Genomic DNA, 20,287 nt, shown 5'->3' on the forward strand with positions numbered 1-20,287 from the left:
CCGCGCCCCACCGATCATTCCCATTAGGTTGGTAGGGCTGTCCCCACCCCTCACCGACCGGCCGACCTGATGGTCCGGGCCACACGATCGGGCGATGCTGGTCGGGTACATCGGCTCGAAGGTGGGGGACATGACGACGCAGGTCAACCCGGGTATCGCCCGGATCAGCGGGTACTTCCTGCTCAACCTGGTCACCGGGATCTTCTGGTTCGTCCTGCTGGTGACGCTGGGCGCGGTCAGCCTGGGCACCGCGGTGATCTGGGTGGGCGTGCCGCTGGGCGTGCTGACCCTGGTCCTGGCGCGCAGCGCGGCGACGGCCGAACGGTCGTTGCTGCGGGTGGCGCTGGGTGTCGACATCCCGCGGCCGTACCGACCGCTGCCGGACTCCGCGACGGCCCGCGCGAAGGCGATCGCGACGGACCCGGCGACGTGGCGCGACCTGTCCTACTGGCTGCTCATGCTGCCGCTGGGCGCGGTCGAGTTCTCGCTCACGGTGGCGCTCTGGTCCGCGGTCGCGGGCACCGTGTTCCTGCCGTTCTACCAGCACTGGCTGCCCGCCACGTGGGAGGTCGACTTCGGCGCCGGCAACGTGTGGGTGATCGACTCGTTCGCCAAGGCGATCCCGGTGACCGTCATCGGTCTGGTGCTGGGCTTCATCTCGTACCGACTGCTCAAGGCCCTCGGCAAGGGGCACGCGCTGCTCGCCCAGGCCGTGCTGGGCCCGTCGCGGACCAGCGTGCTGTCCGCCGAGACGCAGCGGTTGTCGGCCAGTCGGGCACGGGGCGTGGAGGCGGCCGAGGCGGAGCGCAGGCGCATCGAACGGGATCTGCACGACGGCGCGCAGCAGCGGCTGGTGGCGGTGGCGATGGGCCTCGGCCGGGCGCGCACCAAGATGGAGTCCGACCCGGACGGCGCCCGCGAGCTGATCGCCGAGGCGCACGCCGACGCCAAGCTGGCCATCTCCGAACTGCGTGACCTGGCCCGCGGCATCTACCCGTCGGTGCTGGGCGACCGCGGTCTGGACCCGGCGCTGTCGTCGCTGGCCGCGCGGTGCCCGATCCCGGTGACCGTGGAGGTGGACGTCGAGCCGCGCCCGCCGACAGCGGTGGAGAGCGCCGCGTACTTCACCGTCGCCGAGTCGTTGACGAACGTCGCCAAGCACTCCGGCGCGACCCGGGCGCACGTGAGGGTGTCCCGCACGGAGAACTCCGTGGTGGTGGAGGTCACCGACAACGGCCACGGCGGCGCGGAGGTGCGTCCGGGTGGTGGCCTCGCGGGCCTGGCGGACCGGGCTGCGACGATTGACGGTGTGGTCGTCGTGGTGAGCCCGCTCGGTGGGCCGACTGTGATCCGGACGGAGTTGCCGTGCGCGTGGTGATCGCGGAGGACTCGGTCCTCCTGCGGGTGGGTGTGCAGCGCCTGCTGGCCGACGACGGCATCGAGACGGTCGCGGCGGTGGAGGACGGCGACGCCCTGCTCGCCGCGATCGAGGAGCACCGGCCGGACCTGGCCGTGGTGGACGTGCGGATGCCGCCGACGTTCACCGACGAGGGCCTGCGGGCGGCGATCGAGGCCCGCAAGCGCATCCCGAACCTGCCGGTGCTGGTGCTCTCGCAGTACGTCGAGGAGCGGTACGCGGTGGAGCTGCTGGCGGGCGGCGCGAACGGCGTCGGCTACCTGCTCAAGGAACGCGTGGCCGACGTGTCGGAGTTCGTGGCCGCGGTGCGCCGCGTCGCCGACGGCGGCACGAGCATCGACCACGAGGTCATCACGCAGCTCATGGCCCGGTCCAGGCAGAACCCGGTGGACTCGCTCACCCAGCGCGAACGGGAGGTGCTGGGTCTGATGGCGCAGGGCCTGTCGAACGGCGCCATCGCGGCGTCCATGGTCGTGTCGGACGGCGCGGTGGAGAAGCACGTGGGCAACATCTTCGCCAAGCTCGGCCTGGAGCCCAGCACCTCGGAACACCGCCGGGTGCGCGCCGTGCTGGCCTACCTCAACCTGGGCTGACTAGGGCCGGCGGAGGATGCCGTAGCCACCGCCGTTGGACTCGAACGCGTAGTACAACTGACCGTCCGGCTGCGTGGACAGCTCGATCACCGTGTCGATGCAGTTGAACTTGCCGTCCTTGATCTCCTCGCTCGACCGGATCATGTGCTCCCAGGCGCTCTGCAACCGCCACGAGCCACCGCACTCCAACGTCGGGTACTCGACCGAGGCGACGATGTCGTTCGACCCGCCCGGGCCGATGACCAGCTCCACGGGGTACGGGGACTTCGAGCTGCTCTCTTGATAGATCAGGCCATCCCACGAGCCGATGAACTCCGGGGGCACCTCCGGCCGCACCGCACCGCGCTCGTAGGGCTGCGGGAGGATGTCGGTGTCGGCGATCTTCGGCACGACCCGGACGCGCGGCGTGCCGGGCGCCTGCGGCGTCGACTGCCCCGCGGGCGGCTGCACCTGTTCGTCGCCGGTCACGGACAAGGTGTCACCGGCCTGGGCGTCACCGCTGACGAACTCCGCGATGGTGACCACGTTCGCCGCGAAGCCGATCATCGCGGCCACCACCGTGCACACCGCGACGACCGCCGCGATCACCTGTTTCCTGGACACGCCGACCTCCTCCCCCGGAGCGTCGTCACTGTGCCACGGGCTGTTACGACAACGCCAGCAGTCGCGCTCCGTTGTCGTGCAGCACGGCCCTCAGGAACGGCTCGCCCAGCCGGTCGTCGGCGGCGGCCCAGCTCTCGATCGCGTCGAGCTGCACCGAGTAGTCGTACGGGATGTTCGGGAAGTCCGAGCCGAGCACCACGCGGTCGCTCACGTCGACCAGCCGTGCCGCCCAGTCGCCCGGCAGCGCGGCCTGCGCCTCGGTGAACGGCACGCCGACCATGGTGGTGTCCAGGTGCACGCCGTCGTACCGGTTGACCAGGTCCAACGCGCCCAGGTAGTCCGGCATCCCGGCGTGCGCGATCACGGCCACCAGCGACGGGTGCCGGCGCAGCACGTCCTCGAACACGTCCAGCCCGGTGAACTCACCAGGTATCGGACCGTGCCCGCAGTGCACGACCACGGGCACCTGCGCCTCGGCCAACAAGCCGAACGCGCCGTCCAGCGAACGCGGGTCGTAACCACCGACCTGCACGTGCGCCTTGAAGCACCGCGCCCCCGCCGACAACGCCCGCGCCACGTACGCCTCGACACCCGGCTCCGGGTACAGCGTCCCCGTCGGCACGGCGCCGTCGACGCGCGAACCGAAGTCCAGCGCCCACTCCGTCAGCCACTCGCCCATGCCCGGCTTGTGCGGGTACACCAGCGGCGCGAAACCGACCACCCCGAACGACCGCAGCGTGGCCAGCCGTTCCGCTTCCGACAGCCGGTACCGGATCGACCAGTCCACCCCGTAGTTCCGCGATGCCTGGTCGAAGTACGCCCACACCTTGTCCAGCACGCGCTGCGGCATGAAGTGCACGTGCACGTCGACCAGGCGCGGGACGCCGTTCAGTAGCGCCCCTTCAACGCGCGGCCGTGCGCCTTCTGGATCTCCCGGTCCGCGTCCCGCTTGGCCAGGTCCTGCCGCTTGTCGTAGGACTTCTTGCCGCGCGCCAACGCGAGTTCGATCTTGACGTAGCCGTCCTTGAAGTACATCGACAACGGGATCAGCGACAGACCGCTCTCCTTGGTCTTGCCGATCAGCCGCTCGATCTCCGCGCGGTGCAGCAGCAGCTTGCGCTTGCGGCGCACCTCGTGGTTGGTCCAGGTACCCGCCACGTACTCCGGGATGTGCAGCGCGTGCAGCCAGATCTCGTTGTTGTCCACCTGGGCGAAGGCGTCCACAAGGGACGCCCGGCCCATCCGCAGGCTCTTCACCTCGGTGCCGACGAGCTGGACACCTGCTTCGAAGGTGTCGAGGATGGTGTAGTCGTGCCGAGCCTTGCGGTTCGACGCGATCACCTTCTGACCGCGTTCCTTGACCATGACCGAAACCTTACGTGAGCGCGCCAGCGGTTATAGGCGCACGTAGAGACGCAGCGTGACGTAGCCCGTCAACGCCGAGATCACGATCGACACACCCAGCAGGATGGGCGCGATGACCAGCACGTCCAACATCCCGATCTGCGGCAGGATTCCCGAGCTGAACAGGTCGCCGAACACCCGGTCGACCGCGGAGATCTGGGCCAGGATCAGGAACCCGACGCCCACGACGGCGCCGATGATGCCCGCGACCACGGCCTCGATGAGGAACGGCAGCTGGGTGTACCAGCGCGTCGCGCCCACCAGGCGCATGATGCCGACCTCCGTGCGCCTGGTGAACGCGGAGACCTGGATGGTGTTCGAGATCAGCAGCAGCGCCGCGAACGCCTGCACCAACGCCAGGCCGAGCACGCCGTCACGCACGCCGTTCAGCACGTCGAACAACCGGCTGAGGAACTCGCCCTGGTCGTTCACCGACTTCACGCCCGCCTTGTCGCTGAACGCCTGCACGATCACGTCGGCGCGTTCGGGATCCTCCAGGCTCACCCGGAACGTCGCCGGGATGGCTTCGGGACGGGCCAGCTTCACCAGCTCCGGCTGCGCCTCGAAGATCCGCTTGAACCGCTCGAAACCCTTCTCGCGGTTCTCGTAGACGACCGTCTTGACCCCGGACGTGGTCTCCAGCTGGCTGCGCAGCCCGGCGCACGGCTGCTGTGTGCAGTCCTTGTCGCTCGCGCTGACGTCGTTGGTCAGCAGGACCGAGACTTCGAGCTTGCCCTGGTAGTTGTCCTGCATCTTGTCGACCATCCGGACGGCCAGCAAGCCGAGGCCGAGCAGGAAGAGCGAGATCGCGGTCGTGAGGATCATCGCGATGGTCATCGTGACGTTCCGGCGCAGGCCGGTGACGACCTCGCTGAACACGAAGCTGGTACGCATCGGGGGGAACGTTCCTCAGGGTCGGGGGATGAGGGGGTCCGGCGGCCTCGGGCTCAGCGGCCCACGCCGTAAACACCCCGCGCGTCGTCGCGGATGATCTGGCCGTGGTCCAGCTCGACCACGCGACGGCGCATGGAGTCGACGATCGAGTGGTCGTGGGTGGCCATCAACACCGTCGTGCCGGTGCGGTTGATCCGCTCCAGCAGCAACATGATGTCCTGGCTCGTGTCGGGGTCCAGGTTTCCGGTCGGCTCGTCGGCGAGCAGCACCAGCGGCCGGTTGACGAACGCGCGGGCGATCGCCACCCGCTGCTGCTCACCACCGGAGAGCTCGTGCGGCATCCGGTCCGCCTTGCCGTCGAGGCCCACCAGCTGGAGCACCTCGGGCACCACCTTGACGATGGTGTTGCGCGGCTTGCCGATGACCTCCAACGCGAACGCGACGTTCTCCGCCACGGTCTTGTTGGACAGCAGCCGGAAGTCCTGGAACACGCAGCCGATGGACTGGCGCAGGCGGGGGACCCTGCGCCGGGACATCTTGGCCACGTCGAAGTTCGACACGTACACACGGCCCTTGCTGGGCACCTCTTCCCGCAGCAGGAGCCGCAGGAACGTGGACTTCCCGGAACCGGAAGGCCCGATGAGGAACACGAACTCACCCTTGTCCATCTCGACCGAGACGTTGTCGAGAGCGGGGCGCGCGGAGCTCTTGTAGACCTTGGACACGTGTTCGAGGCGAATCACGAGGGGCGAGTGTACTCGTGGCCTGGGTAAAGCCTCCGTCTAACCCTTCTTCCGGGGGCTTGACGCGGGCTTGAGGAGATCAGGACTGGTGCTGCTTGCGCCAGCGGATGCCCGCCTCCAGGAAGTCGTCGATCTCGCCGTCGAGCACCGCGGACGGGTTGCCGACCTCGTGCTCGGTGCGCAGGTCCTTGACCATCTGGTACGGGTGCAGCACGTAGGAGCGCATCTGGTTGCCCCAGCTCGACCCGGTGTCCTTGAGGGCGTCCATCTTGGCCTGCTCCTCCTGCCGCTGCCGCTCCAGCAGCTTCGCCTGGAGCACGGCCATCGCGGTGGCCTTGTTCTGCAGCTGGGAGCGCTCGTTCTGGCAGGACACCACGATGCCGGTCGGGATGTGCGTCAGGCGCACGGCCGAGTCGGTGGTGTTGACGCCCTGGCCGCCGGGGCCGGACGAGCGGTAGACGTCGACCCGCAGTTCCTTCTCGTCGATCTCGACGTGGTCGGTCTGCTCGACCACGGGCACCACCTCGACGCCCGCGAACGACGTCTGCCGGCGGCCCTGGTTGTCGAACGGCGAGATGCGCACCAAGCGGTGCGTGCCCTGCTCGACACTCAGCGTGCCGTAGGCGTACGGCGCGGTGACGCGGAAGGTCGCGGACTTGATGCCCGCCTCTTCGGCGTAGGACGTGTCGAACACGTCCACGGGGTAGTTGTGCCGCTCGGCCCAGCGCGAGTACATCCGCAGCAGCATCTCGGCGAAGTCCGCCGCGTCCACGCCGCCCGCCTCGGCCCGGATGGTGACCAGGGCGTTGCGCTCGTCGTACTCGCCGGACAGCAGCGTGCGGACCTCCAGGGAGGAGATCTCCTCACGCAGCTTCGCGCGCTCGGTGTCCGCCTCGGCCAGGCTGCCCGCGTCGTCCTCGTCCTCGGCCAGCTCGTACATGATGCCGAGGTCGTCGAGGCGGTCGCGCAGCGCGGTGACCCGGCGCAGCTCGCCCTGCTTGTGCGAGAGCTGGCTGTTGACCTGCTGCGCCTTCTCCTGGTCGTCCCAAAGGTCGGGCCGCGCCGCCTGCTGCTCCAGATCGGCGACCTGCGCGCGCAGCGAATCGAGGTCCATCACCGCCTCGATGCTCGCAAGGGTGGCGGAGAGGTCCTTGATGTCTGCTTCGACGTCGGGGTTCACGTCCAAAGATTACGCCGGCACCGGTCGCGGAGCGCGACCGGTGGGCGCGCTTCAGGCCGTGGGGATGGCGTCGAGCAGCTTGAGCACGGCCTTGGCGTGGGCCAGGCCGAATTCGGCGACTGCCTTGGCGTAGGCGTCCTCGGCGGTCTTGACGGCGGTCTTCGCGGCCTCCTGTTCGGCGCCGTAGCTCGCGCGGGCGGAGTCCACGAGCCCTTGCCGCTGTTTGGCGGTCAACGAGCCGGCGTGCACCAGCCGCAGGATCAGCGGGCTGCGCAGGTGGTCCGGTCCCGGCTCGGAGAGGAGCCAGTTCTTGAACGCCTTCTTGCCCGCCGCCGTGAGCACGTACTGCTGGCTGGAACGCGGGCCCTGCTTGCCGAGGCGCAGCAGGCCTGCGTCCGCCAACGCGGGCAGCTCGCGGTAGACCTGGCTGCGGGTGACGCTGAAGAACGCGCCGAAGCGCTCTCCGGCCTCAGCCACGAGCTGGCCACCGGTCTTGGGTCCGTCGTGCAGCAGCCCGAGCAGGGCAGCCGCCGTCGCATTCAGGTCCGACACCCCACCAACGGTGCCACGCTCACCGGTCGCTGTCCACAATGGTCAGCCGTTCTGTCCACTGTGGCTGATCACGGGCTAATGGAGTTGGGCCATGCGGAGCAACGAGAAGCATCGCTGCGTAACCGCCCGCTGATCAACGCCACGCGTTCAGCCCCTTGACCCCGTCTGTCCACGCGGGGTGGAAATCCATTGCCGGACAAGGGAAACCGCACTTTTGCGTTCACTCGAACGGCAGCGAAGGTCACGCGCCGCGTCCACCACGCCCCACCGGAGCCCTCGACCGATAGCACAACCCGGTGATACCGCAGCTCTCGACGTGGCAAACACGTCCGGTGGTGGGACCATTACCCCGGGTGTTCGTTCGACTGGGAGGTCAGCTGTGGGCATCAAATGGACAACGGGCAACAAGGTAGTCCGCAACGCCCGCGCGTGGGCGTCCGGCACGATCCCGGAGCAGGCGGGCAAGGACGAGTGCATGGTCTGCGGCAAGCAGATCCGCAGGCACCGCACGGTCAGCGGTGAAGGCCGCGTGTGCTCACTCACCTGCGCCCAGTACTGGGCCGAGAACATGACCTGAGCACCACACGCGAAAGGCCCTCGGAGTCAACCTCCGAGGGCCTTTCACTTTTGTAGCGGGGACAGGATTTGAACCTGCGACCTCTGGGTTATGAGCCCAGCGAGCTACCGAGCTGCTCCACCCCGCGCTGTAAGGACAACACTACACGACCCCAAAACCACTTTCCACCGGGGCCCCCAAACCAGCATTTCCCCAGCTCACCCGCCCCGCCACATCCCCACACCAGCAGGGCCAAGGTCAACGCCCCACCAACACACAGCGGCCGCCCAGGCTTCCAGCCACGAAATCCGAAACGAAATGCAAAAAGGCCCCGCCTGCGCAATCCGCAGACAGGGCCTTTCACTTTTGTAGCGGGGACAGGATTTGAACCTGCGACCTCTGGGTTATGAGCCCAGCGAGCTACCGAGCTGCTCCACCCCGCGCTGTAAGAACAACTATACACGCCCCCAAAACCACTTTTCACCCACCCCCCTCAACCACCGTTCCCCCAGGTCGCAACCCTACAAACGCAACCAAGCACGAACGGGGTCCAGGGGCAGCGCCCCTGGTGGGGGTGCAGGGGGGCGAAGCCCACCTGGCCGGGGTTTGGGGGTTGGACCCCCAATGTGAAATGCGGAAAAGCCCCGTCTGCGTTCTCCGCAGACGGGGCTCTCCTACTTTGTAGCGGGGACAGGATTTGAACCTGCGACCTCTGGGTTATGAGCCCAGCGAGCTACCGAGCTGCTCCACCCCGCGCTGCATTTAGAACTGTACGCCTGGGTTACCGGGATGTGCAAATCGGGTGGCCTGGACGTGTCCCAGGCCACCCGATCGCGATATCAGTGCAGGTCAGCTCGTCGGTGTCGGCGACGGCTGGACCGAGGACGGCGACTGGGTCGACGCCGTGCTGGCCGTGTTGAACCTCTTCGTCGCGTCGTCCAACGCCTTGTAGGCGTTGCCGAGCTCGACGAAGTCACCGCTGGCCTGCGCCGCCTTGATGCGGTCCAGCGCCGACCGGATGTCCCGGACGGCCTGCTCCAGCTCCGTCCCACCCTGCTGCCCGTCGCCGGGCGGCGTGGTGGTCGTCGGCGACGTGGGCGACGTCGGCGGCTGGCCGTTGTTGTTGTCCGGGTTCGGCACCTGCGCCGAGGAACCGGACAGGACCTCCTCCATCGCGTCGCTCAACGTGGCCGCGTAGCCCACCTTGTCGCCGAAGCTGACCAGCACCTTGAACAGCTGCGGGAACTGGGTGTTCTGGCTGGCGCGCTCGATGTAGATCGGCTCCACGTAGAGCAGGCCGCCGCCCACCGGCAGGGTGAGCAGGTTGCCGTAGACGACCTTGGTCTGCCGCTGGGTGAGCAGGTTCAGCTCACCGCTGACCTCGCCGTTGGTGAGGAACGTGGTCTGGATCTGCTGCGGACCCTTGGCCTCGTTGTTCAACGTCAGCACGCTGATCTTGCCGTAGTTGTCCGGGTCTGATCTGACCGTCACGTACGACGCCATGAACTCCCGGTTCAACCGCACGAGCGCGCTCGTCAGCTGGAAGCTCACCTTGTTCGCGTCACCGGTCGGGTCACCCGCCAGCACGTAGAACGGCGGCTGCCGGTCGCGCTGCTGCTGCACGCCCTGCTGCTGTGCCTCGACGGTGGTGGCGTTGTCGATGGTCGGGTCGGACGGCACGTCCCAGAACGAGACGCCGGAGTAGAAGTCACGCGGGTTGTCCACGTGGTACTCCGACAGCATCTCGCGCTGGACCTTGAACAGGTCCTCCGGGTAGCGCAGGTGCTCCTTCAGCGACTGCGACATCTCGCTGTTGGCCTTCACCGTGCCCGGGAAGACACCCATCCACGCCTTGAGCACGGGGTCCTGGGTGTCCATCTCGTACAGCGTCACCGAGCCGTCGTAGGCGTCCACAGTGGCCTTGACCGAGTTCCGGATGTAGCTGATCTCCCGGTTCGGCTGCTGCGCGACACCCGGCAGGGAGTCGTTCGTGGCGTCACCCAGCGCCGTGCGGCGCGCGTACGGGTAGTTGTCGAGCGTGGTGTAGCCGTCGACGATCCAGGTGATGCGCCCGTCCACCACGGCCGGGTACGGGTCGCCGTCCACGGTCAGCCACGGCGCCACGTTCTCCACGCGGTCGCGCGGGTTGCGGTTGAAGATGATCCGCGAGTCGTCGTCCACGGCCGAGTTGAACAGGATGTTCCGCTCGCCGTAGGCAGCGGCGAAGACGAGCTTGTTGAACAGCCCGCCGATGCGGACGCCGCCCTTGCCGTCGTAGGTGTAGGACGAGCCGTCGGTGTCGTACTCGCCGGGCGCGCCCTCGCCCCGGCCGCCGACGATGGCGTAGTCGGTCGGGCTGCCCAGCTCACCGAAGTAGGTGCGCGGTTGCTGCACGCCGAACGGGCCGGGCTTGACCTCGCCGTCCTGGCCGACCTCGGCCACCTGGAACACCGGGTAGCCGCCGTTGCCGCCCTCGTCCGCGGGCGAGTTCACCTTGCTGGCCTCGGCGAACACCATGCCGTTGCCGTGGGTGTAGATGAGGTGCTGGTTGATCCAGTCGCGCTGGCCCGCCGGGATGCCCCCGGTGTTCAGCTCGCGGACCGCGACGATGTAGTCCTGGAGCTGCTGGTCCACTGTGTACCGGTCGACGTCGAGCTTGTCCGGGAACCCGTAGAACGGCCGCAGCTGCTGGAACTGGGTGAACGTCTTGGAGATGACGGCCGGGTCGAGCAGCCGGACGTTGCCCACCGTCGCCTGGTCGTTCTTCAGCTCGTCCAGCGAGACGTTCTGCTTGCCCGCGTACGGCTTGCTCTCGACCTTGTCCTCGGTCAACCCGAAGGCTTGCTTGGTGGCCGCGATGCTGTGGCCGATCGGTTCGGCTTCCTTCTCGATGGCGTTCGGCTTCACCGAGAACTGCTCCAGCACGGCGGGCCACGCCGCGCCGACCAGGATGCTCGACAGCACCAGCAGCACGGTCGCGATGGCCGGCAGCTGGAGGTTGCGCAGCACCGCGCCCGCGAAGAACGCGATGGCGCAGAAGACCGCGATGAACAGCAGGATCAGCTTGGCGGGCAGCACCGCGTTGAGGTCGGTGTAGCTCGCGCCGTCGAACTTCTCGTGGTCCGAGAACAGCAGCGTGTACCGGTCGAAGAAGTACGCGACCGCCTTGAGCAGCACGAACACGCCGGCCACGATCGCCAGGTGGGTGCGCGCGGGCCCGGAGAGCTGCCCGCCGCGACCGGCCAGCCGGATGCCGCCGAACAGGTAGTGCGCCACCACCGCGCCGACGAACGCCACCGCCGTGGCGATGAACAGCCACGACAGGATCCAGGTGTAGAACGGCAGCTGGAAGGCGTAGAAGCCGATGTCGTGGCCGAACTCGGGGTCGGGCACGCCGAACGAGGTGGCGTTGAAGAACAGCTGGACGATCTGCCAGTCGCCCTGCGCCGAGGTGCCCGCGATCAGGCCGATCAGCACCGGCAGGCCGATCGCGAACAGCCTCATCCGCCTGCTGACGACCGCGCGGTAGCGGGCCACCGGGTCGTCGGGGCCGGACACCGGCACGAACACGGGCCGGGTGCGGTAGGCGATGATGAGGTTGATCGCGACGAGACCGCCCACCAGCAGGCCCACGGCGAAGAACAACCCGAACCGGGTCGCGAGCACCGTGCCGTAGACGCTGCGGAAGCCGACCTCCCCGAACCACAGCCAGTTGACGTAGGTGCCGAGCAGCCTTGAGCCGGTGATCAGACCGACCAGGACCACCGCACCGACGATGAGCAATATCCGGCTGCGACGGGACAGCCTGGGCAGTCCGACCGGGGGCCGTGTGGCCACGGGGCACGCTCCTGGATCGCGGGTAGTGGCGTTCGTACGTTCTGTCCAACTCTACGGAGGCCGCCCAGGGTTCCCCGTTCGGTCTTCCGTTCGGGTCTGATTGTCGACCCGGCCCGGGGTGATGCGACCATGGCGGGCGTGTCAGCCAGTGAAACGCCGCCCGTGGTGCTGCCCGCTGTCGCCCGCGAGGTCGAGGAATTCGTGTCCACCGCCGGGTGGAACCAGCCGACTCAGCTGTTCGCGCTGGTCCCGACCTCGGAGCTGCTGGCGCAGCAGCCGGAACTCGCGGGCCAGCTCGATCCGGAGGCCTCGCCGCTGACGCCGATCGCGCAGGACTCGCTGCCCGACGACGAGCTGGACCGGGCGTTGGCCGGGATCGTCTGGCCGGACGTGGTGCACGGCTGCGCGTTGGCGCAGGAGATCGTGGTGCTGCCGCCGGACGCCGAGGCCCAGCTGACCGAGCAGGAGCTGGGTGACGAGGAGGCGCGCCGGTTCGCCGCCGAGCACCCCCAGCGCCGGGAGGCCCGGCTGGTGGCGGCGGTGCTGCGGGACGGCTCGGCGGCGTGCGTGCTGCGGCTGCGGGGCAGCGTCGAGGTGCCCGAGGAGGTCGTGGCGCACCCCGAACTGGCCCCGAACCTGACCCGCGCGCTGCTGGAAACCCTCCGGCCGTGACATGGCCGCTGCTCCGCAGACGGCAGGCGGTGGTCCGGTAGCGGGGTGGGGTGTCAGCAGCTTGGGGCGTCGCCACCGTTCCTGAGTGACTCCAGTGACTGCACGGCGTCGTCCAGCTTGTCGACCTTGACCAATTGCAGGCCCTCCGGGGCGTGTTGCTTGGCCTCGTCGCAGTTGCCCGCGGGCACGAGGAACACGGTGGCGCCGCCTTCGCGGGCGGCGACCATCTTGAACCCGATGCCGCCGATGCGGCCGACCTCGCCCTTGTCGTTGATCTCGCCGGTGCCCGCGACCGACTGGCCGCCGTTGAGCTCCTCCGGGGTGAGCTTGTCGACGATCGCCAACGCGAACATCAGGCCCGCGGACGGTCCGCCGACGTCGGTCAGGCTGATCTTGATCTCGAACGGCACCTCCGCCCGGTCCACCGGCAGCACGCCGAGGAAGCCGGTCTCACGGCCCTCGGTCCGACCGAGGGTGACGGTGGCGGTCTTGCGCTCGGACCCGCGCTCGAAGGTCAGCGTGATCTGGTCGCCCGGCTTGGTGGTCTCCAACGCGGTCCGCACGTCCTCGGCGACGACGATCGCCTTGCCGTGCACCTCCAGCAGCCGGTCGTTGGGCTCCAGCACGGTGGCCGCGGCGGTGCCGTTGGTGATCTCGGCGGCGACGACCTTCATGTCGGACTTCAGGTAGCGCAGCGCGGCCACCTCGGCGCTGGTCTGCGAGTCCTGGAACGCCTTCACGTTCTGGTCGCGGACCTCCTGCTCGGACTCGCCGGGCCGGAAGAACTCCTCCCGCGGCGCGAGCGCGTACCGGCCGCTGATCCACAGGCCGAGCGCGCCGAACAGCGACACGTCGTCGGTGAGCGACACGGTGGTCATGGTGAGCGTGCCGCCGGTCGGGAACGTGTCCTGCCCGTCGACCGATACCACGTCAGTGCCGTTGACCTGGCCCAGCGTGTCGTAGGTCGGACCGGGGCCCAGCGCCACGTAAGGCACGCGGGCGAACCCGCCGAGCAGCCCGAGCCCCAGCACGACCACGAGGCTGACCACGAGGGTCCACGTCCGCCGGGTCAGGCCGCGCCGTGGCGCGTGCGGTGGGGTTGGTGCCTGGTCCACGACGGTGTCGGTGCCTTCGGTCACGCGCGCAAGCCTACGACCACACCGTCACGCTGCCGGCGAACCGGTCCCGCACGGCACCTTCGTCCCGCGTACCGTGGAGCCATGAGTGACCTGCCCTTCGGGTTCAGCCCGCAGGACCCCGACGACCGCAACCGCAAACCCGGAGACCCAGGGGACAACCCCTTCGACTTCAACCAGCTCGGCGCGATGCTGAGCCAGCTCGGTGCGATGTTCAGCAACGCGGGCACGTCGTCCGGGCCGGTCAACTACGACCTCGCGAAGCAGATCGCACTCCAGCAGCTGGCCGGCAAGGGCGGCACGACCACCGGGTTCGGGCCGGACCAGAACAGCGCCGTGGCCGACGCGGTGCACCTGGCGGAGATGTGGCTGGACCCGGTGACGGCACTGCCCGCCGGTGCCCGCACGTCCCAGAGTTGGACCCCGCGCGATTGGGTGGAGCGCACGCTGCCGACGTGGCAGCGGCTGTGCGACCCGGTGGCGCAGCGCGTGTCCGGCGCGTGGGTCGACGCGATGCCCGCCGAGGCCAAGGAGGCCGCCGGTCCGCTGCTGTCCATGCTGGGGCAGATGGGCGGCATGGCGTTCGGCTCGCAGCTGGGCGGCGCGTTGGCGCAGCTGGGCGCGGAGGTGCTGACGTCGACCGAGGTCGGGTTGCCGCTCGGACCGGAGGGCACGGCCGCGCTGCTGCCCGAGAACATCGAGAAGTTCACCGAGGGCCTGGAGCGGCCCGCCAGCGAGGTCATGGTGTTCCTGGCCGCCCGCGAGGCGGCGCACCAGCGGCTGTTCAGCCACGTGCCGTGGCTGCGGCAGCGGCTGATGGACACGGTGGAGGAGTTCGCCCGCGGCATCACGGTCGACACGTCGGCGCTGGAGCAGATGGCCGGTCAGATCGACCCGGCGAACCCGGCGAGCATCGAAGAGGCGATGAAGTCAGGGATGCTCGAACCCCAGACCACGCCCGAGCAGAAGGCCGCGCTGACCCGCCTGGAGACGTTGCTGGCCCTGGTCGAGGGCTGGGTGGACGTCGTGGTGAACGAGGCGGTCGGCGAGCGGCTGCCCGGCGCCGAGGCGCTGCGGGAGACGCTGCGCAGGCGGCGCGCGTCCGGCGGTCCGGCGGAGCAGACGTTCGCCACGCTGGTCGGCCTGGAGCTGCGGCCGCGCCGGCACCGGTCGGCGGCGGCGCTGTGGAAGCTGCTCGGCGACCAGCACGGCATGGAGCAGCGCGACAGCGTCTGGGACCACCCCGATCTGGTGCCCACGGCGGAGGACCTGGACGACCCGATGGAGTTCGCCGAGCGGTTCGGCCAGACGCGCAAGGCGCTGGAGGACCCGATGGCCGAGCTGGAGCGCACCCTCCGCGAAAAGAGCGAGGACCCCGACAAGGGCGACACCGAGTAGCGAGTCCTCCGCTCGGACACGCTGAACCCTCCACCCGGGTGTGCCCCCCGGTGGAGGGTTTTCAGTCCTCCTCGGTGATGCCCAGGCCCGCGGCGGCCGAGATGCCCTCCAGGTAGCCGATGGCCCGCTCGGACTTCGGGTACCGGTGCACGAGGTGCCAGAACTCCTTGCCGTGGCCGGGCACCTTCAGGTGCGCCAGCTCGTGCACCAGCACGTAGTCGAGCACCCACGCGGGCACGTCACGCAGCCGTTCACTGATCCGGATCGTGCCCTCGCTCGGCGTGCACGACGCCCACCTCGTGCGCATCGGCGGCACCCACCGCACGCTGCTCGGCTGCACGCCGTCCAGGTACCTGTCGGCCAGCTCCTCGCACCGGGCCAGCAGCGCGGCGTCGGACGTGCGCGTGGGCGAACGCCTGCGGGTCTCGCTGCGCTGGAGGCGGCTGAGCATCTCCGCCACCCAGTGCTTCTCCTCGCTCTTGCTCATGCGGGCCGGCAGCAGGACCACGACCGTGTCCCCCTCGCGGTACGCGCTCACCATGCGACGGCGCCGGGCGCTGCGCCGCACCTCCACCTGCGGTTCGGGCATGGCGTTCACGGTAAGGCCAGAGACCGACAATCCGCGGCGGCCAAGCGGCGGTCTGTGGAGGGACGGACGAGCAGGTTCCACCGAAAGGCGGCTGGACACGCTCGACGCGGCGTGCAGCGGAGCGGGGTTTACGGAGGTAGCGTGCTGCGCAACCCCCGAGTGTGGCGCAGATCGCTCCGCACTCTCGAAACAAGGGAGGAAGCCGTGGCCGAGACCTACAACGGCTACTGCGTCAAGTGCCGTGAGAAGCGGGACTTCACGGGCGAGGTGCACGAGAGCAACAACCGCAGGATGGCCAAGGGCAAGTGTCCGGTCTGCGGGACCACGGTGACCCGGATCCTCGGCAAGGCGAAGGTCTGACCCCCGGGCGGGTGGCCGGGCCATCGGGTACCCGGCCGCCCGTCAAGGCCCCTCGGGCCTTCTGTGGACAACCCGTAGACCTGTGGACAGGCGTTTTGCCATGTCGGCCGCCTTGGGCAGGCTGCCGGTGTGGATCTTCCCAACCGACCCAGGGTCCTGCCCGGCCTGCCGCTGCTGCGCCGCCGGGACGACGTGGTGCAGATCGGCACCGACCCGCGGCACGCCATGCTCGTCGAGGACGTGCCGGAGCCCATGGCGTCCGTCCTGCTCGACCTCACCGGCCGCCACACCCTCACTGACCTGCGGGAACGACTCGCCGGCCACGGTGACCAAGCGGCCGAGTTCGCCGGCGTCCTGCACGGCCTGACGCGGGCCGGGCTGGTCGAGGAGACCGTGCCCGCGCCGCACCCCCGATTGGCCGCCGAGGTGACCGGGTGCGCGCTGCGGACCCGGCGTTCCGCGGTCGAGCTGCCCGCCGCTCGTGCCGCCCGGTCCGTCGTCGTGCACGGCGAGGGGCGGCTCGCGGTCACCGTCGCCGCCCTCCTGGCCGCCTCCGGCGTGACACACGTCCGGGTGATCGCGCGGGGGCGGGTGGGGCCGGAAGACACCGGATCGGGTTACGTCGAATCGGACGTCGGCCGTCCGCGCGCCGAGGCCGCCCAGGACGCGGTGCGGCGGGCGTGCGCGACCGTGCGGCCGTCTGCGCGGGGCGCGGACCTGGTGGTGCTGGCCGACGCGCTGGTGCCCGCCCCGGAGCTGCTGCACCAACTCGTCTCGGACGGCACGGCGCACCTGGCCGTGCGGGTCCGGGAGGGCCTGGGCGTGGTGGGGCCGCTGGTCGTGCCCGGTCGGAGCAGCTGCCTGAGGTGCGCGGACCGGCACCAGGCGGACGCGGACCCGGAGTGGCCGCTGATCGCCGCACAGCTGGTCGACCAGGCACAACACGCCGATCTGGCCACCGTCACGGCGACCGCCGGTGTCGCGGTCGCTCAGGCCCTGTTGGCGCTGGACCGCTGCGACGCGACCGGGACCAGGCCGCCGACCTGGGACGCGACGCTGGAGGTCGACGCGTTCGCCGGGGTGGTCGAGCACCGGATCGCGCCGGTGCACCCGCGCTGCGAGTGCCGCTCCTCGACGTGATCCACCCTCAGGTAGGCCTGTGTAGGTTTTGCGGGAGAGGCGTGAACCACTGCGACCACCTTCAACGGCCGGGAGGAGAATCACCGGGTGAGCGAGATCCCGCGCAAGGCCGTGCAGCGCACCGCCAAACTGGCCAGCCTCCCGCTCGGGGTGGCGGGCCGTGTGGTGGGCGGCTGGGGCAAGCGCCTGGCCGGCCGCAGCTCCGAGGAGGTCAGCGCCGAGGTGTCGGCGAAGACCGCGGAGCAGGTGTTCGCGGTGCTCGGGCAGCTCAAGGGCGGCGCGATGAAGTTCGGCCAGGCCCTGAGCGTGTTCGAGGCGGCGGTGCCGGACGAGCTGGCCGAGCCGTACCGCGAGGCGCTGACCAAGCTCCAGACGGCCGCGCCGCCGATGCCCGCGCGCACCGTGCACCGGGTGCTGGCCGAGCAGCTGGGCGCGGGGTGGGCGAAGCGGTTCGCGTCGTTCGACGACTCGCCCGCCGCGTCGGCGAGCATCGGGCAGGTGCACCAGGCGGTGTGGCACGACGGCCGCGACGTGGCGGTGAAGGTGCAGTACCCCGGCGCGGACGAGGCGTTGGAGACCGACCTGAAGCAGCTGCTGCGGTTCAGCCGGGTGTTGCAGGCGGTCATGCCGGGCACCGAGGTCAAGCCACTGCTGGAGGAGCTGCGGGACCGGTACCTGGAGGAGTTGGACTACCGGACCGAGGCGGACAACCAACGAGTGTTCGCCAAGGCCTTCGACGGCGACGAGCGGGTGTTAGTGCCGCGCGTGGTGGCCAGTTCGCCGAAGGTGATGGTGACCGAGTGGACCGACGGGACACCGCTGTCGCAGATCATCCGATCCGGTGAGCCGGCCGAGCGGGACCTGGCCGGGCAGCTGCTGTCGGAGTTCCACTTCTCCGCGCCGAGCCGGTCCGGGCTGCTGCACGCCGACCCGCACCCGGGCAACTTCATGCTGGGTGCGGACGGCCGGTTGCGGGTGCTCGACTTCGGCGCGGTGGCCCGGCTGCCCGACGGGCTGCCCAAGACGCTCGGCCTGATGACCAGGCTGGCGTTGGACGGCCGGTCGGACGACCTGGTGGAGCTGTTGCGGTCGGAGCGGTTCATCCGGCCGGGGACGGAGCTGTACGCCGAGGACGTGCTGAACTACCTGGCGCCGTTCGTGGAGCCGCTGCGGACCGAGACGTTCCGCTTCACCCGGCGGTGGTTGCAGAAGCAGGCCGAGCGCGTCGGCGACCTCCGCAGCCCCGATTCGCAAACGGGAAGGTCGCTGAACCTCCCGCCGCAGTACCTACTTATCCACAGGGTGACGCTGGGTGCGACCGGCATTCTCTGCCAGCTGGACGCGAACGTGCAGGCCAGAGCCATCGTCGCGCGGTGGCAACCCGGCTTCGACGACTGAGTTGTCCACAGCCCGTCCAGTTATCCACAGATCGCCGACACCCCGTGGCCCGATCCCCGGAACCCCCGGAGGATCGACCCCATGGAACAAGTGATCAAGACCGCGGACCTCAAAGCCGCCGGCGTGCCCGGCTACGTCATCGACCTCAAGTGCCGCCCCGGCGGGCCGTGGCAGCGCATCCTGCCGGGCGTGCTGTTGTTGAGCGCCGGCCCGCCCACCCGCGCTCAGCGGCTCCGTGCGGCCGTCGCCTACGCGGGCCCGAGCGCCGTGGTCACCGGCGTGGACGCGCTGCACGCCCACGGCCTCCAGGCCCTACCGCCCCCGACCCGCATACACCTGCTGCAACCGGCGACCACGCGCCGTTCGTGCCCCGACCACGTGATGTTGGAGCGCACCACGCGCCCACCCGAGGTGGTCGTCCGCGCGGGCCTGCCGTTGGCCGAACCGAACAGAGCCGTGCTCGACGCCGTGCGCCACGAACCGGACGCGCTGCGCCAACACCACATGCTGGCGACGGCCGTGCGCTCGGGCTTGTGCACGGTCGCGGGCCTGACCGCGGAGCTGGACGCGGGCAGCAAACGAGGCACCGCCACCCCGAGATCGGCCTTACGCCTGCTATCCGCCCTGCTCCGCTGACCGACCAGCCGGGCAGCCGGTCAGGGGGCCCAGTAGTCGGCCGGCAGCTTGCCTTCGATATCCCGGACATGAGCCCGGGCGCACACGTGGCACAGCCACTGGTCGATCCCGCGTTCGCGCTCCCGGACCCAGGCCAGCAACTCGGCCGGGTCCGTGACGGATGCCCGCGTCCGCCCGCAGCGGGCACAGGCGTCGGTCACGGCTTGCGGCCCAGGTGGACGGTGTTGGCGATCAGCAGGAACACGTCGTCGCGCAGTCCGAGGAAGGCGGGGTCCTGCGGGTCGAGCAGTTGCTCGACGGTGCGGCGGTCGGCGGGGTGGAGCAGATCGCCGGCTACGTCCGCGAGCCACTTGAGCCGGTTCACCGCCCAGTCGCGCACGGCCTGTTTGGGCGGTGCCGGGTGGTCGATGAGGTAGGTGAAGGCGGTGACGTCGACCAGGCCGGCGTCGGCGAGCACCACGTTCCAGCCGCCGTGCATGCGGACCGAGCCGTCGGTGTTCTCGCGCATCCGCAGGAACCACTGGGCGCGTGCGGCGGCCAGCCGGTCCTGCAAGCCGGGCTCACCGATGCCCAGGTCGAACGGGAGGAACTTGCCTTCCAGGCCGCCCTCGGCCAGCGCCAACCACCCACCGGGCGCCACGGCCTCGATCAACCCCAGCACAGCCGCGCGCTGATCAGGGAGGTGATGCACGACGTTCGACGCCCACACCAGCTCCGCGGGGCCGGCGAGTTCGACCGGCCGTTCGGTGGCCAGGTCGGCGAGCACCGGCCGGACCCGCACGGTCGCCGTGGTCGTGTCGGTCTCGTAGGTCGCCGCGGACCGCGCCGCGTTCGTGGCGGCGTCCAGCAGCTCGGGCACCGCGTCGACCAGCACCACCGTGCCCCCACCACGAGCGGAAAGGGCCTCGACCAACGCCACACTCATCCCACCGGCACCACTACCGACATCCAGCACCGTCGGCTTGTCTGGCAGCGAGCGCACGAGTCTCCGCGCGACCACGCGCTGGGCCTCGGCGTCCAGCTCATCGGCCTGCCGCAGCGAGTTCAGCCGAGACGACCAATCGATTCCGTCATGGGTGCGGGCATGGTTGTGAGAGTGAGCGGCCACACGTGGAACGGTACCCACGACGGGCCGAACACTCCCACCGAAAACCTCGGATACGACGCGGCCCGCCCTGC

The 20,287-nt window shown here is 69.7% G+C and carries 21 protein-coding genes and 3 tRNA genes; 9 read left to right on the forward strand and 15 right to left on the reverse strand.

All coding sequences use genetic code 11. The features are described from left to right. Positions 1–94: 94 nt before the first annotated feature. Positions 95–1,378, forward strand: coding sequence for a sensor histidine kinase (locus ALI22I_RS03905; protein WP_238598071.1), 1,284 nt, complete (start codon positions 95–97; stop codon positions 1,376–1,378). After that, entirely contained in the window at positions 1,366–2,010 is a 645-nt protein-coding gene (locus ALI22I_RS03910; protein WP_077004173.1) for a response regulator transcription factor, read from the forward strand. Before ALI22I_RS03905 ends, ALI22I_RS03910 begins: the two co-directional genes overlap by 13 nt. Here the strand turns inward: ALI22I_RS03910 and ALI22I_RS03915 are convergent, their stop codons facing one another. From ALI22I_RS03915 to ALI22I_RS03945, 7 genes are all read right to left on the reverse strand, one after another. Continuing rightward, positions 2,011–2,613, reverse strand: coding sequence for a hypothetical protein (locus tag ALI22I_RS03915; RefSeq protein ID WP_077004174.1), 603 nt, complete (start codon positions 2,611–2,613; stop codon positions 2,011–2,013). Positions 2,614–2,656: 43 nt separating this feature from the next. Then, complete coding sequence (locus tag ALI22I_RS03920; RefSeq protein ID WP_443216887.1) at positions 2,657–3,478, reverse strand: amidohydrolase family protein; 822 nt, start codon at positions 3,476–3,478, stop codon at positions 2,657–2,659. 23 nt (positions 3,479–3,501) lie between these two features. Beyond that, complete coding sequence (smpB, locus tag ALI22I_RS03925; protein ID WP_077004176.1) at positions 3,502–3,978, reverse strand: SsrA-binding protein SmpB; 477 nt, start codon at positions 3,976–3,978, stop codon at positions 3,502–3,504. Positions 3,979–4,008: 30 nt separating this feature from the next. Further along, positions 4,009–4,911 (reverse strand): permease-like cell division protein FtsX, encoded by a 903-nt coding sequence (ftsX, locus tag ALI22I_RS03930; RefSeq protein WP_077004177.1) that lies wholly within the window; start codon positions 4,909–4,911, stop codon positions 4,009–4,011. Between the two features lie 53 nt (positions 4,912–4,964). Then, positions 4,965–5,654 (reverse strand): cell division ATP-binding protein FtsE, encoded by a 690-nt coding sequence (gene ftsE / locus ALI22I_RS03935; protein ID WP_077004178.1) that lies wholly within the window; start codon positions 5,652–5,654, stop codon positions 4,965–4,967. Between the two features lie 79 nt (positions 5,655–5,733). After that, a complete protein-coding gene (gene prfB / locus ALI22I_RS03940) occupies positions 5,734–6,834 on the reverse strand; it encodes a peptide chain release factor 2 (protein WP_077004222.1) in 1,101 nt (366 codons plus the stop codon). Positions 6,835–6,885: 51 nt separating this feature from the next. Continuing rightward, positions 6,886–7,386, reverse strand: coding sequence for a PadR family transcriptional regulator (locus ALI22I_RS03945; RefSeq protein WP_077004179.1), 501 nt, complete (start codon positions 7,384–7,386; stop codon positions 6,886–6,888). A 379-nt stretch (positions 7,387–7,765) separates the two neighbouring features. Between ALI22I_RS03945 and ALI22I_RS03950 the strand changes: the two genes are divergently transcribed. Next, positions 7,766–7,963 (forward strand): hypothetical protein, encoded by a 198-nt coding sequence (locus tag ALI22I_RS03950; protein WP_077004180.1) that lies wholly within the window; start codon positions 7,766–7,768, stop codon positions 7,961–7,963. Between the two features lie 53 nt (positions 7,964–8,016). Here the strand turns inward: ALI22I_RS03950 and ALI22I_RS03955 are convergent. From ALI22I_RS03955 to ALI22I_RS03970, 4 genes are all read right to left on the reverse strand, one after another. Further along, positions 8,017–8,090, reverse strand: a tRNA-Met gene (locus ALI22I_RS03955). Between the two features lie 221 nt (positions 8,091–8,311). Further along, positions 8,312–8,385: transfer RNA gene (locus ALI22I_RS03960), tRNA-Met, on the reverse strand. Positions 8,386–8,624: 239 nt separating this feature from the next. Further along, positions 8,625–8,698, reverse strand: a tRNA-Met gene (locus ALI22I_RS03965). A 93-nt stretch (positions 8,699–8,791) separates the two neighbouring features. Next, complete coding sequence (locus ALI22I_RS03970) at positions 8,792–11,779, reverse strand: UPF0182 family protein (protein WP_077004181.1); 2,988 nt, start codon at positions 11,777–11,779, stop codon at positions 8,792–8,794. Positions 11,780–11,908: 129 nt separating this feature from the next. Here ALI22I_RS03970 and ALI22I_RS03975 point away from each other — a divergent pair, with 129 nt between their 5' ends. Then, positions 11,909–12,451: a PPA1309 family protein gene (locus ALI22I_RS03975; RefSeq protein WP_077004182.1), complete on the forward strand. Its 543-nt coding sequence runs from the start codon at positions 11,909–11,911 to the stop codon at positions 12,449–12,451. 53 nt (positions 12,452–12,504) lie between these two features. Here ALI22I_RS03975 and ALI22I_RS03980 read toward each other — a convergent pair whose 3' ends face one another. Next, complete coding sequence (locus ALI22I_RS03980) at positions 12,505–13,590, reverse strand: YlbL family protein (protein ID WP_083751401.1); 1,086 nt, start codon at positions 13,588–13,590, stop codon at positions 12,505–12,507. Positions 13,591–13,671: 81 nt separating this feature from the next. Between ALI22I_RS03980 and ALI22I_RS03985 the strand changes: the two genes are divergently transcribed. After that, positions 13,672–14,985: a zinc-dependent metalloprotease gene (locus ALI22I_RS03985; RefSeq protein WP_077004183.1), complete on the forward strand. Its 1,314-nt coding sequence runs from the start codon at positions 13,672–13,674 to the stop codon at positions 14,983–14,985. Positions 14,986–15,046: 61 nt separating this feature from the next. On the opposite strand, the gene ALI22I_RS03990 is transcribed toward ALI22I_RS03985, so the two are convergent. Further along, positions 15,047–15,574 (reverse strand): M48 metallopeptidase family protein, encoded by a 528-nt coding sequence (locus ALI22I_RS03990; protein WP_077004224.1) that lies wholly within the window; start codon positions 15,572–15,574, stop codon positions 15,047–15,049. A gap of 204 nt (positions 15,575–15,778) precedes the next feature. Between ALI22I_RS03990 and ALI22I_RS50375 the strand changes: the two genes are divergently transcribed. The 4 genes from ALI22I_RS50375 (at position 15,779) to ALI22I_RS04005 (ending at position 19,108) form a co-directional block, all read left to right on the forward strand. Beyond that, positions 15,779–15,934, forward strand: a complete 156-nt coding sequence (locus ALI22I_RS50375; protein ID WP_015098458.1) for a DUF5679 domain-containing protein — start codon at positions 15,779–15,781, stop codon at positions 15,932–15,934. A gap of 129 nt (positions 15,935–16,063) precedes the next feature. Beyond that, complete coding sequence (locus ALI22I_RS03995; protein WP_077004184.1) at positions 16,064–17,074, forward strand: ThiF family adenylyltransferase; 1,011 nt, start codon at positions 16,064–16,066, stop codon at positions 17,072–17,074. A gap of 87 nt (positions 17,075–17,161) precedes the next feature. Continuing rightward, a complete protein-coding gene (locus ALI22I_RS04000) occupies positions 17,162–18,472 on the forward strand; it encodes an ABC1 kinase family protein (RefSeq protein WP_077004185.1) in 1,311 nt (436 codons plus the stop codon). Positions 18,473–18,553: 81 nt separating this feature from the next. Further along, the gene (locus ALI22I_RS04005) at positions 18,554–19,108 is read left to right on the forward strand and encodes a hypothetical protein (RefSeq protein ID WP_077004186.1); all 555 of its coding nucleotides are present in this window, start codon (positions 18,554–18,556) and stop codon (positions 19,106–19,108) included. A 20-nt stretch (positions 19,109–19,128) separates the two neighbouring features. Here the strand turns inward: ALI22I_RS04005 and ALI22I_RS04010 are convergent, their stop codons facing one another. Next, entirely contained in the window at positions 19,129–19,308 is a 180-nt protein-coding gene (locus ALI22I_RS04010; protein WP_077004187.1) for a hypothetical protein, read from the reverse strand. Then, entirely contained in the window at positions 19,305–20,216 is a 912-nt protein-coding gene (locus tag ALI22I_RS04015; protein WP_077004188.1) for a class I SAM-dependent methyltransferase, read from the reverse strand. Before ALI22I_RS04015 ends, ALI22I_RS04010 begins: the two co-directional genes overlap by 4 nt. Between the last annotated feature and the right edge of the window lie 71 nt (positions 20,217–20,287).

The organism is Saccharothrix sp. ALI-22-I, from assembly GCF_001984175.1.
Taxonomy (GTDB): Bacteria; Actinomycetota; Actinomycetes; order Mycobacteriales; family Pseudonocardiaceae; genus Actinosynnema.

Coding starts and splice junctions, on each gene's coding strand:
- ALI22I_RS03905 (WP_238598071.1), top strand. CDS start 95: ATGCTGGTCGGGTACATCGGCTCGAAGGTGGGGGACATGACGACGCAG.
- ALI22I_RS04005 (WP_077004186.1), top strand. CDS start 18,554: ATGGAACAAGTGATCAAGACCGCGGACCTCAAAGCCGCCGGCGTGCCC.
- ALI22I_RS03975 (WP_077004182.1), top strand. CDS start 11,909: ATGGCGGGCGTGTCAGCCAGTGAAACGCCGCCCGTGGTGCTGCCCGCT.
- smpB (WP_077004176.1), bottom strand. CDS start 3,978: ATGGTCAAGGAACGCGGTCAGAAGGTGATCGCGTCGAACCGCAAGGCT.
- ALI22I_RS03990 (WP_077004224.1), bottom strand. CDS start 15,574: ATGCCCGAACCGCAGGTGGAGGTGCGGCGCAGCGCCCGGCGCCGTCGC.
- ALI22I_RS03985 (WP_077004183.1), top strand. CDS start 13,672: ATGAGTGACCTGCCCTTCGGGTTCAGCCCGCAGGACCCCGACGACCGC.
- ftsX (WP_077004177.1), bottom strand. CDS start 4,911: ATGCGTACCAGCTTCGTGTTCAGCGAGGTCGTCACCGGCCTGCGCCGG.